Source organism: Actinomadura sp. KC06 (assembly GCF_004348735.1).
GTDB lineage: Bacteria > Actinomycetota > Actinomycetes > Streptosporangiales > Streptosporangiaceae > Spirillospora.
The window spans coordinates 41596-55337 of the sequence record NZ_SMKT01000003.1 but is presented as its reverse complement, the minus strand read 5'-3'; the positions used below and the strand labels follow the sequence as shown (position 1 = coordinate 55337).

At 70.2% G+C, this 13742-nt stretch carries 15 protein-coding genes; 8 read left to right on the top strand and 7 right to left on the bottom strand.

Annotated features, from left to right (window positions below):
- Positions 1-2: 2 nt before the first annotated feature.
- Positions 3-290, bottom strand: coding sequence for a hypothetical protein (locus E1287_RS01950; RefSeq protein ID WP_131962934.1), 288 nt, complete (start codon positions 288-290; stop codon positions 3-5).
- Between the two features lie 1029 nt (positions 291-1319).
- Here E1287_RS01950 and E1287_RS01940 point away from each other — a divergent pair.
- The 3 genes from E1287_RS01940 to E1287_RS01935 all read left to right on the top strand — a co-directional run bounded on the left by E1287_RS01940 (position 1320) and on the right by E1287_RS01935 (position 3699).
- Entirely contained in the window at positions 1320-2702 is a 1383-nt protein-coding gene (locus E1287_RS01940; protein WP_131962930.1) for an OFA family MFS transporter, read from the top strand.
- 41 nt (positions 2703-2743) lie between these two features.
- A complete protein-coding gene (locus E1287_RS43475; protein WP_165968843.1) occupies positions 2744-2905 on the top strand; it encodes a hypothetical protein in 162 nt (53 codons plus the stop codon).
- A 317-nt stretch (positions 2906-3222) separates the two neighbouring features.
- Positions 3223-3699, top strand: coding sequence for a hypothetical protein (locus tag E1287_RS01935; protein ID WP_131962928.1), 477 nt, complete (start codon positions 3223-3225; stop codon positions 3697-3699).
- A 40-nt stretch (positions 3700-3739) separates the two neighbouring features.
- Here the strand turns inward: E1287_RS01935 and E1287_RS01930 are convergent, their stop codons facing one another.
- From E1287_RS01930 to E1287_RS01915, 4 genes are all read right to left on the bottom strand, one after another.
- Positions 3740-3934 (bottom strand): CsbD family protein, encoded by a 195-nt coding sequence (locus E1287_RS01930; RefSeq protein WP_131962926.1) that lies wholly within the window; start codon positions 3932-3934, stop codon positions 3740-3742.
- A gap of 39 nt (positions 3935-3973) precedes the next feature.
- Positions 3974-4180, bottom strand: coding sequence for a hypothetical protein (locus E1287_RS01925; protein ID WP_131962924.1), 207 nt, complete (start codon positions 4178-4180; stop codon positions 3974-3976).
- Between the two features lie 157 nt (positions 4181-4337).
- Positions 4338-4796 (bottom strand): carboxymuconolactone decarboxylase family protein, encoded by a 459-nt coding sequence (locus E1287_RS01920; protein ID WP_165968846.1) that lies wholly within the window; start codon positions 4794-4796, stop codon positions 4338-4340.
- Positions 4797-4806: 10 nt separating this feature from the next.
- Positions 4807-5739: an MBL fold metallo-hydrolase gene (locus tag E1287_RS01915; RefSeq protein ID WP_131962920.1), complete on the bottom strand. Its 933-nt coding sequence runs from the start codon at positions 5737-5739 to the stop codon at positions 4807-4809.
- Positions 5740-5818: 79 nt separating this feature from the next.
- On the opposite strand from E1287_RS01915, the gene E1287_RS01910 reads away from it, so the two are divergent.
- Both E1287_RS01910 and E1287_RS01905 read left to right on the top strand, forming a co-directional pair.
- Entirely contained in the window at positions 5819-6595 is a 777-nt protein-coding gene (locus E1287_RS01910; protein ID WP_131962918.1) for a TetR/AcrR family transcriptional regulator, read from the top strand.
- Between the two features lie 933 nt (positions 6596-7528).
- Complete coding sequence (locus tag E1287_RS01905; protein ID WP_131962916.1) at positions 7529-8179, top strand: DUF4360 domain-containing protein; 651 nt, start codon at positions 7529-7531, stop codon at positions 8177-8179.
- 55 nt (positions 8180-8234) lie between these two features.
- Here E1287_RS01905 and E1287_RS01900 read toward each other — a convergent pair whose 3' ends face one another.
- Positions 8235-8507: a hypothetical protein gene (locus E1287_RS01900; RefSeq protein WP_131962914.1), complete on the bottom strand. Its 273-nt coding sequence runs from the start codon at positions 8505-8507 to the stop codon at positions 8235-8237.
- A gap of 455 nt (positions 8508-8962) precedes the next feature.
- Here E1287_RS01900 and E1287_RS01895 point away from each other — a divergent pair, with 455 nt between their 5' ends.
- On the top strand, positions 8963-11326 hold the full coding sequence (locus tag E1287_RS01895) for a LuxR C-terminal-related transcriptional regulator (RefSeq protein ID WP_131962912.1): 2364 nt from the start codon (positions 8963-8965) through the stop codon (positions 11324-11326).
- Between the two features lie 22 nt (positions 11327-11348).
- Here E1287_RS01895 and E1287_RS01890 read toward each other — a convergent pair whose 3' ends face one another.
- Entirely contained in the window at positions 11349-12425 is a 1077-nt protein-coding gene (locus tag E1287_RS01890) for an isoaspartyl peptidase/L-asparaginase (protein WP_131962910.1), read from the bottom strand.
- Between the two features lie 166 nt (positions 12426-12591).
- Between E1287_RS01890 and E1287_RS01885 the strand changes: the two genes are divergently transcribed.
- Together E1287_RS01885 and E1287_RS01880 are read left to right on the top strand one after the other, a co-directional pair.
- Complete coding sequence (locus E1287_RS01885; RefSeq protein WP_131962908.1) at positions 12592-13248, top strand: TetR family transcriptional regulator; 657 nt, start codon at positions 12592-12594, stop codon at positions 13246-13248.
- Entirely contained in the window at positions 13245-13670 is a 426-nt protein-coding gene (locus tag E1287_RS01880; protein WP_243718506.1) for a phosphomannose isomerase type II C-terminal cupin domain, read from the top strand. Before E1287_RS01885 ends, E1287_RS01880 begins: the two co-directional genes overlap by 4 nt.
- The last annotated feature ends 72 nt before the right edge of the window (positions 13671-13742 follow it).

Genomic DNA, 13742 nt, shown 5'->3' with positions numbered 1-13742 from the left:
GGTTAGCAGCCGAAGGTATTGCTGCATACCTGGAGGTCGGTCGCGCAGCCGAAGTCGGTCGGGAGCGCGGTGGTGTGGCAACCGTCGGTCTCGATCCGGCAGGCCGGAACGTGCAGGTTGTTTGTGCACGTGACGGTATCCGAAAAGCCCGCTTGTGGAAGATACGGCTGGCCGTGCTCGACGAACGGGGTGACGTCAGCCGACTGAAGGTGCCTGGCGACAATGCCGCCCTGCAGGAAAGACGCTTGTGGGTTCGAGGCGAACCCGTTATTGCCGAACTGACTACGCATGTCGCTCCTTCGATGACGGCGGCGATCGATTCACCGCCTCCTGTGCGTTGCCGTGCTCACTGGGGAAGGCCCTGCGCCTTCACTAGTTAGGCGTTCCATCGCGTTCCATCGCGGAACCGGTACCGCCCGGCGCCGCCGGGCACTCCTCCGTCGTCATATCGCCTGAAACGGCTCTGATGTGGCGCTGAAACCTCGATTTGCCGGTGTCCAACCGGTGGCGGGCAGCGTTACACGCGTGAAAATTCCCCACCTTCGCTCTCTGATCGTCCCAAGTTGGGGTGTCCTACCGGCGCGCCTCCTTGTGTAGATGGGACCGCATCTTCCCCTCTCGATTTGGCTGACAGGATCAGGATGGGGCAGCGGGCTTGGCAACCGATGGGAAACAGATGGGAGATGGATTGGGAAGGCCGCCAGCGATTGCCCAGCGCGAGGCGAGAAGCTCAGGAGGACTGGCAATAGCCGCGTATTCAGCCTGCTGATCCGCCGCGGCCTGCACCTGCGGGTGGAGTCGGGGCTGCTGTCGGGGATCGACCTGGCCGCCGACGATCCCGGCACCAAGATGATGGTCAACGTGCTGGCCTCGGTGCCGGAGTTCCAGCGCGACATGATCAGCGAGAACACCCGCCAGGGCGTCGCCGCCGCCGAGGCCTCCGGCAAGACCCTGCGGGCACCGCCCGGCCAGCCGCCCGCCATGTCAATCAGGACTGGGCGGGCTGAGGATCAGCCAGCTCCCGCGCAATTGCACCAGCGCCGGGGCCCGCCATGTGCCCGCCGCGACGTGGTGATGCTGCAGGCCCATGAGTTCGCCCCAGCGGAGCGCGCCGTCCACCCGGTGGAGCTACGCGGAGAGCGGCCGCCTTTGGGGCGTTCCTCTACGTGCCGTGGTATCCGAAGTCGCCGCGGAGCGACCACGCCACGCTCAACGCGTCGGTGGCGATGGGTCTGTTCAAGTAGCACGTTGGTGTTTAGGGTCTTCTGTATCGGGGGTTTTGCTCCTGAACGCTCCCCGAAATTCGGAGGCCCCCCGCCGTGGCGCTCTCCTTCCTCGACCAGCGGCACACCGTCGCGAAACCGGGCTACAACCGCTGGCTGATCCCGCCCGCCGCGCTTGCCGTCCACCTCTGCATCGGCCAGGCGTACGCCACCAGCGTGTACAAGACCGCCCTCGTCGAGCACTTCGACGTCAGCCTCACCGCGATCGGCGTCATCTTCTCCATCGCGATCGTCATGCTCGGCGCCTCCGCCGCGGTCATGGGCACCTGGGTCGACCGCGTCGGCCCGCGGCGCGCCATGTTCACCGCGGCCTGCTTCTGGGCGTCTGGTTTCCTGGTCGGCGCGCTGGGCATCGCCACCGGGCAACTCTGGCTGGTCTACCTCGGCTACGGGTTCATCGGCGGCATCGGCCTGGGCATCGGTTACATCTCGCCGGTGTCGACGCTGATCAAGTGGTTCCCGGACCGGCCGGGCCTCGCGACGGGCATGGCCATCATGGGGTTCGGCGGCGGCGCGCTGGTCGCCTCGCCGCTGTCCCGCCGGCTGCTGTCCCTCTACGACCCGGACGGCAGCCCGCCCTCCGGCACAGCCGTGGCCCTGCTCTTCGTCACGCTGGGCGTCGCATACTTCCTGGTGATGATGCTGGGCGTGTTCAACGTCCGGGTCCCCGCCCCGGGATGGCGTCCGCCGGGCTTCGACCCCGCCCTGCAGCGCTCCAGGACGATGGTCACGGCACGCAGCGTCTCGGCGGCGTCGGCCATCAGGACACCGCAGTTCTGGCTCCTCTGGACGGTGCTGTTCTGCAACGTGACCGCCGGCATCGGGATCCTCGAACAAGCCGGGCCGATGATCAGCGACTTCTTCCGCTCCGGTGCCTCGACCTCGGTGTCGGCGACCGAGGCGGCCGGATTCGTCGGGCTGCTGTCGATGTTCAACATGGCCGGCAGATTCGTGTGGTCCTCGACCTCCGACTACATCGGAAGCAAACCGACCTACGTGGGATATCTGGGCGTCGGGATGGCCGCCTACATCCTGCTGGCACTCTTCGGCGACGCCTCGACCGCGTTCTTCATCGCCCTCGCCGCGCTGATCCTCTCCTTCTACGGCGGCGGTTTCGCGACCGTTCCGGCCTACTTGCGCGACCTGTTCGGCACCTACCAGGTGGGTGCCATCCACGGCCGGCTGCTGACCGCGTGGTCGGCGGCGGGCATCGCCGGACCGCTGATCGTGAACCGTTTCCTGGACGCTCGCGGAGAGCCGGGCGCCCTGGTGGCCGCCGACTACCGTCCCGCCCTCTTCACCATGGTCGGGGTCCTCGCGGTCGGGTTCGCCGCCAACCTGTTCATCCGTCCGGTGGCGGAACGTCATTACGCCCCGGAAACCAAGTCGCACGCCACCGACCCGAGCCCGGCCACTTGATGAGGCCGGCGCTGGCCTCGATTTCGAAGGAGAAGCGCAGCATGGCGCCAACCGAGGGCCGTACCCCGAACGATGGCGGGCCCGACGCCGCTTCCGCCGGGGGTCTACCGCGTCTCGTCATCTCCTGGTCCATCGTCGGCCTCCCATTGCTCTACGGCGTGGTCGAGACGATCAGAGCGATCCTGCCCCTGTTCGGCCAGTAACCCCTGCCGGGTCGGTATCCGCCCCTTGGAGCTGACCGTCGACAACTTGCTGTTCGGGCTGGTGATCGAGCAACTCGGCGAGCACGAAGTCGACTGGGCCGAGCTCTACCCCCACCACCTCGATACGCGATGGTGACAGTACGGTCGACGGGCTGGGCAGCGGCCGCGGTGAACTCGGGCGTCTACCCCAGGCCCCTCACGGAAGTTGATTGCGGAATGGCGTCCTCGAGCCGTGTGATGACCGGTAGGGTCGCCGAACTGTGTACTCGGCAAACTTCACAATCGGGGGCCGGCAGATGGTCCGTCGCTTCGGTTTGATGGCGGCTTCGGTTCCGCTGCTGTTCGCGGCAGCGGCCTGCGGGGCGTCGGACGGCGAGTCGTCCGAGGGCGGCCCCGGACGGGCGGAGGCCGAAAGCGAGAACACGAGCAAGGGGCAAATGGGCGGTTCGGGCATCCGCAAGAATCGCGCGAACCTCTTCCTCCAGAAGGAGACCCTCGCGAACGAACTCGGCACCCGGAACGGCGGGTTCAACCTCTTCACGGTCGAATGCTCGCCCAAGAAGGTCACCGTCAAGACCGGCGACGAGGTCAGCGCCGTGTTCACCGTCGGCAGCCAGGAGGTGGTCTTCCACCTTCAAGGCAAGGAGTTCACCAGGACGACGAGCGAGCAGATCCGCAGGAGCAGCGGGGAGGTCAGGTGGGGCGCCGGTTCCTCGTTCGAGGTGGGGATGCTCACCGTGATCCTCAACAACGACTACCGGGCGACCTTCAGCGGATCGGTGACCTGCCCCTGACCGGCCAGCCCTCGATGCTGCGCGTCATCAAGGTGGAATGTCAGCGCTCAGTGGTGCGCCGGACCTCCCGGGCCGCGTCCTTGGCCTTCTCGCCGACCTGTTTGGCGCCGCCCGCGATGCGGTCCTTGCGCCCCTCCGCCTCCAAGGACGGATCGCGCGACTCGCGGCCCGCGTTCTCCTTGGCGCGCCCCTTGGCGCGCTGCGTCCTGTTCTTCAACTTCTCGAATAGACCCATGCGGTTCTCACTCCTTCTGGCGCCGCCGTTGAAAGCTCCTCAGCCGGTGCGGCGGCGCCCACGGCGGTACCCTTCCGCTTCCTGATGGATCTTCGCCTCGGTCGCCAGGAGCGTGGCCTCGGCGCGCTCGGTCCGCATCCTCGCGTGCATCTCCCGAAAGGTCGGCACGCGACGTCGCGCTGGCGGCAACGGCTTCGCGCCGTGCTGTCTCGTCCTTCGACGCCAGAAACGCTTCAGCATTCCCATGCCCGCTCCTTCCGCAGCGTACGACCATGTGCCCCATACGGGACATTCCATGCGCGAGTGCGCCGAAGGGGGACGTCGCTGTAAGCAGTCGGCCTCGTCCGGAGGAGATCGCGTCCGGCGCCTACCAGGTGGGCGGCGGCACCGAGCACGAAGCCCACTACGCGCTGGATGAGTTCCTCATCGAGCCGGTGGAGGGCGAGTCTGTGTTGAACAGGTCCTGGACGGCTTCCATCGCGAGTGACGCCCGGGGGTATCCGAGGTAGCTGGCAAGGAGCGTCATCAGGGCGGTGAGCGCGTCCTCGCCGAGCCCGTGCTGCCGGGCCTGCCGCAGGTGGGTGGCCAGTCGGTCGCCGGAAACGCCTTGGGCGGTCAGGGCGGTGATGACGGCGACGTCGCGGTCGCGTCCGGTCAGGGCGGGGTGCGCCCACGAGGCTCCGCCGGCCGCCTGCAGTTGCTCCTCGGCGAACGGCAGCCCGACCCGCGCGGAGAAGGTAGCGAGCACCTCCGACTCGGGTACGTCGAGGATCTCGGCGTAGACGGAGATGCCGCGCTCTCGCCGGTCATCGGATGCGAGGCTCGCTGGGGGTGCCCCATGCGGTTCTCTTCGCGTGTTCATGGTATGGCACTCAGTCGGTGGGGGCGGCGTCGTAGAAGGCCCGCGCGGCGGAGCTGATCCATTCAGGCCGTTCCCAGGTGCTCCAGCGGGCGCGGGCATCCGTGTCGATGGCCGTCGCCGCCTCATCGGCAGGGACGCCGGAAGCCCGCAGGCGGCCCACTTCGTCGCGGACGTAGGTCAGGTAGTCGCGGACGTCACCGATCAACGAGGCGTCGGTCACCTCGCCGTGCCCGGGGACGACGACCTTGGGGGCCAGGGCGCTGAGCTGGTCGAGCACGCTGATCCAGCGATGCGGGTCGACGTCGGTGTCGTGTGGCGGGAAGTACGGCGTGATCGGGAAGATGCGGGTCTCGAGCAGGTCACCGCCGAACAGCACCTGGTCGTCGACGAGCACGACCTGGTCGGCGGTGGTGTGGGCGGGGCCGACGGGGCGCAGCACGGCCGTGTGACCGCCGAGGTCGATCTCGGCCTGGCCGTCGTAGACCAGGTCGGGGTCGACGAACTCGACGCCTTCGAGCTCGGCCGCGATGGCCGGGCTCAGGCCACGGAACATCTCAAGGTAGGCGGCGCCCTTGCGGTGCAGCTCGTCGCGTTGTCCCCGGTTGTAGACGATGGTCGCGGCACCCTTGAAGGCCTGTGCGCCGAAGCCGTGCTCAAGGTGGAAGTGCGTGACGGTCAGGTAGAGGGGCCGATCGCCGGCGAGGCGGCGGGCCTGCCGCAGGACGTACGCGCCGTTGCGCGGTCCCATGCCAGTGTCGACGACCAGCGCGGCCCTTTCGCCGACGACGAGGCCGACGTTCGGGACGAGCTCCACCCGTCGGTCCGGAATCACGTGGACGCCGTCGGAAACCTGGAACGGCTCGCCGCTCACGACCGGCGCCGGGGCGCCGCTGACGTCCGGGGCGCCGCTGGCGTCCGGGCCGGTGGCTTTGGTGGGACACATGATCGCAATCCAATCTGAGCAGTGTTTAGATTCAGCTCCTACCGTACCACCAATCTGAGCACTGTTAAGATCGGTGCTCATGGGCAAGAGGCGCTATCACCACGGGGACCTGCGCGGCGCGCTGCTGGACGCCGCTGAGGAACTGGTCCACGAGCACGGTGACGCGGGCTGGTCGCTGCGTGAGGCCTCGGCACGGGTCGGAGTCAGCCCGAGTGCCGCCTACCACCACTTCTCCTCCCGCGACGCGCTGGTCCGTGCCCTGTCCGTGCGCGTCCTTTCCCGGCTCGGCGAGCAGATGGCCGCCGCCGCTCAGGCCGCCGGACCGGGCGCCGATGCCCGGCAGGGACTCGTGGCGGCAGGGCGCGCCTACGTTCGCTGGACGCTGGAGGACCCCGCGGTCGCCCGCCTGGCCTTCGGCTCCGGCGCCCGCGACCGCGACGCCGCGATCTCACCGCACCCGCACGAGGTGCTCGACGCCGAACTGGACCGGCTCGTCGAGATCGGCGACCTGAGTGCCGAAGCCCGCTCCGGCGCCGAGTTCGCCGTCTGGGCCGCCGTCCACGGCCTCGCCGCCCTGCTCGCTGACGGACTCATGACCCTCGACGGCCCCGAGGCCGCCGACCTGCACACGAAACGCCTCGTCCAGGCCGTGCTCACTGGCCTGGCCCAGGAGACCGCACCGCCGCCAGGTTGGCCGGCAGCACGCTCCGCCCACACCGAACGCCAGTCCAAGGGACAAAGCAACGCCACCGCGAACCAGCCACGGCCGACCAGCGCGAAGGGCACCGGAACACTCAATCAAGACACCCGCTCCGGCACCCTCACCCCCCAAAAGCCTCGCCCCCCGGACCAATAACACGCACCGCAGCCCAGGTGGGACGGCCTGGCTTGGACGACCTCATGCCGCCATGCGTCAGACGACATCTGCGTCCGAGGCGGCGCGGACGCCGCAGTTGGCCGAGAACACTCGCACGACCAGGACGCGGCGGAACGTTCCTCCGTGACGTCCTAAGAGTGCGGGAGCTACGGCCCGTTTCGGCGACGGCGCGAGGAGTTGCGCGACGGTGCGTTCCATCTCGGTGATGTAGGCGGCCGGTGCTCTCGCCGTCGATGTCCGACGGACGATCGTTCCGTCGGTCTTTACCAGGACGCCGTGACCCTGCGCGCCGGGCCCAGGCGGCCCCCTCGGGCCGGGCTGGTTCGGGGGGTGTTCGTGGGCCGTTAGACGGGATCGGGTGGATGGAACGTTCCGTTTTGGAAATTCATTGCGTGTTCGATGTCCGCTGATCAACTGGAACGGTTCACGCCCGTATCTCCAATTCTATTCAAGTATAGCGAAGTTAAAGACTGATGATTGAGATTTCCGGGCGCTATGGTTAAGCTTCATTCGGTTCCCGGCGCCGCCTCCATTCGGCGAATGTTTGAATGGAAACGAATTGTCGGGCGATCGCCTGCCCGCCGCTCAGGAGAGCACCGAATTCCAGCGAAAAGGAATCGCATGTGCGACGGCCTCACGGGATCTGTTGTGGTAGCCGATGCGCGACCGTCGACGGACTACCGCGGCCGCACCGCCCCGGAGGCCGCGCGGAAGGCCGGCCCACGATTCCGGGGTCACCGGCGGGCCAAAGGCGATCACGCGCCATCCGTTCGGCGCTTACGACGGCGACCGGCATTTCACTGACCGTGTGCCGGTGGGAAGCCGTGCGCCGGGGAGCGGAACGTCGACTTCTGACCGAGCGGTACCGCTGCTCCTTTAACCCCGTGTAACCCCCACAGAAGGAGAAAGACCATGCGCAAAGGTTTCATCGCCTCGGCAGCATGCCTGTCCGCCCTCGCGCTGACCGCGGCCGCGGCCCCGTCGGCGTCGGCGACGACGGACGACCCGCCGCCTCCCGGCAAGATCACCATGGAGGTCCTGACGGTGAACGGCTCCGGCTGCCCCGCCGGGACCGCCGCCGTCGCCCCCTCGAGCGACAACACCGCGTTCACCGTCACCTACAGCGACTACACGGCGCAGGCCGGCGGCGACTCCAAGCCCACCGACTTCCGCAAGAACTGCCAGCTCAGCCTGTCCGTGCACATCCCACAGGGATTCACCTACGCGATCGCGAGCGCCGACTACCGCGGCTTCGCGCACCTGGCGGCCGGGGCGACCGGCACCGAGCGCGCGAACTACTACCACCAGGGCATGTCCCAGACGACGCCCATCAGCCACACCATCAAGGGCAAGTACTCGAGCAACTGGCAGTTCACCGACCGGACCCCGGTGGCCGAGCTCGTCTACAAGCCGTGCGGTGAGAACCGCAACTTCAACATCAACACCGAACTGCGCGTGGAGAAGGGCTCGTCCAACGAGACCAGCTTCATGTCCTTCGACTCCGCCGACGGAAGCGTGAGGACCGTCTACCAGTTCGCCTGGAAGAAGTGCCCCACCAGCTGACCCGCGACGGCCGAGCCCGCGCCCACGTCCTCGCCGGACGTGGGCGCGGCCTGCTCTAGCGGGCCGCCTCGACGGTGACCGCGCCGGACCGCGGGTCGCGGACGCCATTGGCGATGAGACCGTCGTAGAAGTACTCCGGATGGCGGCCCGGTTTGAGGCGCACGGCCCACACGGCCCCCGAAGCGCCGGTCCGCTCGCCGGAAAGGGCCTCGGTGAGAGCGTCCACCGCTCGTTGCCGGTCGGCGCTGATGCCGCCGGGCCCGGCGCGCCTCGCGTCCCGGCACCGGACGTCCCAGCTGTAGAGATCCCCGCCCATTCCGCCCGCCATCAGTCCTGCTCCCTTCCGGCCGCGCCGCCCCGCCGGCCGCGCCGTCCTGACCCGGGGGGTGCCCCGCCCGTCGCTCCCGGCGGGCCGGTCCCCCCCGCGAATTCATCCCGGCCCGCCGGATCGGCGGACCGCAAGGGGAACGCCGCTGAAAGGCCCTCTCGGGGACACATTTCGCAGATTCGAGCGAAAAGTGCGTCCTACGTAGACGGCCCGTCCCTCCGGACAAAGGACGGCCATGCCCCCGCGGCCGGTGCCCATCCTGGTGGGGCCCCGTCCGTTGCGCATCGGCCAATACACCGATGCCGGCTACCGAAACTGAGGGCCGGCCGCGGGACGGTCCTCAAATGACGCCTGACAATTTGGCGATCATGGTCGCTCTGCGTGGTGATGCGAATACAATCCAGGATGTCTTGTGGTAGCCGGGCTTCCGGCGGGAGCTGACTCGGAGGCGGGCCGTGGCGCGGCAGGCGACGCTCGAACGACAGACCGGACGGCTTCCCGCGGAGCTCACGAGCTTCATCGGCCGGGACGCGGAGCTGGGCCGGCTCCGGCGGCTGATCGACGAGCACCGGCTGATCACGCTGATCGGGCCCGCCGGCGTCGGCAAGACCAGGCTCGCGGTCCGCGCGGCGACGCTGGTGCGCGACGCCTTCGACGATGGGGTGTACTTCGTCGGCCTCTCCGGGCTCACCGAGCCGTCGCTGCTGGCGCAGGCGATCTGCGACGCGCTCGGGCTGACCGAGCAGGACGGCGAGGCGGCCGCCCGCCTCGCCGAGCACCTCGCCGACCGCCGCGTCCTGCTCGTGCTCGACACCTGTGAACACCTGCTGGACGAGTGCGCCATCCTGACCGAGGCGCTACTGGGGACCGCCGCCGGGCTCCACGTCCTCGCGACCAGCCGCCAGGCGCTGGACGTGGCCGGCGAGCACACCGTCCCCGTCACGCCGCTGGGCCGTCCGGGCCCCGCCGCGGTCGGCCTTCCGGACGGCCTACCGGACGACCTCGTGCACGGCTCACCTGACGGCTCCCCGGACGATGCGGATTGCGACGCCGTCAAGCTGTTCGCCGAGCGCGCGGCCGCGGCCGTCCAGGGCTGGACGCTCACCCACGGCAACCGCGACGCCGCCACACGGCTGTGCGACCGGCTCGACGGCATCCCGCTGGCGATCGAGCTGGCCGCCGTCCAGCTGCGGGCGTTCTCGCTGGACCAGGTGCTGGGGCGCCTCGGCACCCACCTCTTCCAGGTGCGCGGCAGGCGCACGAACGTCCGGCGCCACCAGACGCTGCGCGCCGCGGTCGACTGGAGCCACGAGCTCTGCTCCGCCGAGGAGCGGCTGCTGTGGGCCCGCCTCTCGGTGTTCGCCGACGGCTTCGACCTCGACGCCGCCGAGAACGTCTGCGCCGGCGACGGCCTGCCGCCCGAGGCGGTCGTCGGGGCCCTGACGGGCCTGGTCGAGAAGTCGATCGCGCAGCGCGCCGACCGCAACGGCCAGGCCCGCTACCGGATGCTCGACACGCTGCGCGAGTACGGCGCGGAGCGCCTCACCGAGCTGGGCGGCGCGGACCGGCTCCGCCGCCGCTGCTTCGCCTGGTACGCCGGGCTGCTCCACCGCGCCCGCCGGGAACTGCCGAGCGCGGCTCAGGCCCGCTGGCTCGAATGGTTCGACTGCGAGCGCGGCAACATCCGCGCGCTGCTGGGCGACGGCGTCGCGACGGCCGAGCCGGAGCGGCTCCAGGAGGCGATGGAGTCCCTCGGCCGGTTCTGGGCGCTGCGCGGGACGCTCGGCGAGGGCCGGCAGTGGGCGGACAGGGTGCTGGAGACCCGCGACACCACGGGTGCGGGCTGGTCGGGCTGCCTCGCGGCGGCCGCCTTGATGATGACCCTCCAGAACGACCTGGACGGGGCCCGCGAGCTGCTGGACCGGGCGCTGGCCCAGGGCCGGGCGGACGGCGATCAGAGCGGCATCGCGCTCGCCCACGCGGGCGAGGGCATCTGGGCCCTGTTCACGGGCGACTTCGACCTCGCGCTGCGGCTGCTCACGACGGCCGACGGCCTGTACCGCGAATCCGGCCAGGACGACGTGCTCTTCACGCTCATCGACGTGTTCCGCGGCGTGGCGCACCTGTTCAAGGGCGACTTCGCCGCGTCCGTCGACCACGCCGACCGCGCGGTGCGCGCCGGTGAGGAGAGCGGCGAGCTGTGGGTCCGCTCCTACGGGATGCTCGTCTGCGGCCTGGCGCTGTGGCTCGCCGAAGACCTCGACGCCTCGATGGAGCGGCTGCGCACGTCGCTGCGGATCAAACGCGACCTGGACGACGGGCTCGGCATGACGCTGGCGCTGGAGTCGATCGCCGCGTGCCTGTCCGGCCAAGGCGAGCCCACCCGCGCGGTCAGGCTCCTCGGCGCCGCCGACCGGCTGCGCGAGTTCACGCAGACGTCCTGGTTCGGCCCGCATCACGCGCTGCTGCGGGAGATCCACACCGGCAGGGCCCTGGAGGCGCTCGGAGAGGAGCGGTACCGCACCGCCCTGGAGGAAGGCCGGCGCCTTCCGCTCACGGACGCGATCGAGGACGCGCTCGGCGGGACCCCGTCGGGCGCCGCCGCCCCCTCCGCCGGAGCGGAGGGGGGCGGCCCGCTCACCGGGCGCGAGCTGGAGGTCGCGGCGCTGGTCGCCGAGGGCCTGTCCAACCGCGCCATCGCCGAGCGGCTGACGATCGCCAAGCGCACTGCCGACTCGCACGTCGAGCACATCCTCGCCAAGCTCGGCTTCTCCTCGCGTGCGCAGATCGCCACCTGGATCACCGCCCGGAAGACCTGACCCGCGAGAGAGGCCGGGTCGGCTACTCGGGCGGGGTCTCGTCGTCGTAGAGCCTCGTCTTGATCTCGCCGTCCTTGGTCACGTAGCCGTTGATGATCCCCTTGGTGCTGTGGGGCGCGGCGAGGGTGCCCCTGCCGTCGAGCGCGATCGCGCCGCCGGTCGCGCCGAGCGCCGTGATCTTCTGGTTGACGACCGTCGCCGCCGCCTTCGTCACGGGCATGCGCGCGTACTCCATGAGGGCGGAGATGTCGTGCGCGGCGACGCCGCGGATGAAGACCTCGCCGGTGCCCGTGCACGAGACGGCCACGGTGCGGTTGTCGGCGTAGGTTCCGGCGCCGATGACGGGGGAGTCGCCCACGCGTCCGACCTGCTTGTTGGTCAGGCCGCCGGTGGACGTCGCCGCCGCGATGTCGCGGTCGCCGTCCAGGGCGACCGCGCCGACCGTCCCGCCGGTCTCGGACCGCTCGGGCTTCGCGCCCGCCGTCGCCGGCGGGTTGTCCTTGGCGGCCATGAGCTGGTCCCAGCGGCGCTGCGTCCAGAAGTAGTCCTGGGGAGTGAACGGCACGCCGTTGCGGAGCGCGAAGTCGTCGGCGCCCTTCCCGGCCATGAAGACGTGCGGCGACTTCTCCATCACCATCCGGGCGAGGGAGATCGGGTTCTTGGTGTGGTGGACGCCCGCCACCGCGCCCGACCTGCGGTCCTTCCCGTTCATGATGGAGGCGTCCAGCTCGTGCTCGGCGTCGGTGTTGAACACCGCGCCCTTGCCCGCGTTGAAGTTCGGGTCGTCCTCCAGGACGTTGACGGCCTTCTCGACGGCGTCGAGCGCCGGCCTCCCGTCCTTGATCAGCTCGTAGCCGGTGCGGAGCGCCTTGGTGAGCCCGTCGCGGTAGGCCTTCTCCTGCTCGGGCGTCAGGCTGCCGCGCGGCAGGGAGCCCGCGCCGCCGTGCACGGCGAGGACGACCCCGCGCACGCCGGGACCCGGCGCCGGGGCGTCGGCGGGGACGGCCGCGGCGCCCGCGGCGAGCTGGGAGCCCGACAGGCCGGCGACGAGCGCGACGAGGCCGGCGGAGATCAGGAGGGAACGCTTGGGGGACGGCATCGGGAACCTCCTCGGTGATGACCTTGGTCGTCCCCGGGCCCGTCCCGGCCACACCCGCAATTCCTGCCAAACCGGGCTCCGGTCGCCGGCGGTGGCGCAGGGACGCGTCTTCCGTGCAGGCCAGGGGGTGTTGTCACCGGGTAACACCGCCGATACCGTGCTGTCCATGACGAGACCGGGGGGCGGGACGGCGCCGGGGTCCGGACGCGATCCCGGCCGGCGCCGCGCCCTCCTGGAGGCCGCCGACCGGGTCATCCAGCGGGAGGGCCCCGAGGCGTCCATGGCCGCGATCGCCGCGGAGGCGGGGATCAGCAAGCCGATCCTCTACCGCCATTTCGGCGACAAGAGCGGCCTGTACCAGGCGCTGGCCGAGCGGCACACCCGCAAGCTGATCGACGGCATCCGGGAGGAGTTCTCCCGCGACGACCCGATCCGGGCGCGGACCCGCTCCACCATCGACACCTACCTGGCGACGATCTCCAAGAACCTCAACCTCTACCGTTTCCTGATGCACCGGGCCAGCGCGGAGGACACGGCGACGCACAGCGCGATGAGCACGATGATCCGCGACGTCAGCCGGGAGCTGGCCGAGGTGATGATCGCCGAGGGCGAGATGACGGACCGGACCCGCGCCTACGTGTGGGGCCATGCGATCGTCGGCATGGTGCAGACGGCCGGCGACTGGTGGCTCGACCACGACGCGGACGTGCCGCGGGAGGCCGTCGTGGACGGGCTCGCCGACCTCGTCCTCGGCGGGCTCCCGGCCGCCGCGTCCGGCGCCCGCGGCCCGCAGCCGTCCGACGACCCACGATCCCCGAGGTGACTGTGCAGACCGACGCCCGCCCGCAGCCCGACGCGCGCCCAGAGCCGGCCGCACGCCCTGACCCCGCCGTGCGGCCGGACCCCGCCGTGGAGACCGAGCGGCGGCCGTGGGGGAGCTTCGAGCGCTTCACGCTCAACGAGCCGTCCACCGTGAAGATCATCCACGTGGCGGCGGGACAGCGGCTCAGCCTGCAGCGGCACCGCGACCGCGACGAGCTGTGGGTGGCGCTCGACCCCGGCGCGGTGTTCGAGGTGGCCGGGCGGCGCATCCTGCCCGAGGTGGGGGAGCGGGTCCTGATCCGCGCGGGCGACACGCACCGGCTCGGCTCGGACGGCCCGCCGGTGCGCGTCATGGAGATCGCGTTCGGCCACTTCGACGAGGACGACATCGAACGCCTCGAAGACGACCACGGCCGCGCCTGAGCGGCACGGCCGCGCCAGAGCGAAAGGAACGGCCCGGCCGTCCGATCTGCGGACGGCCGGGCCTTCGACTTG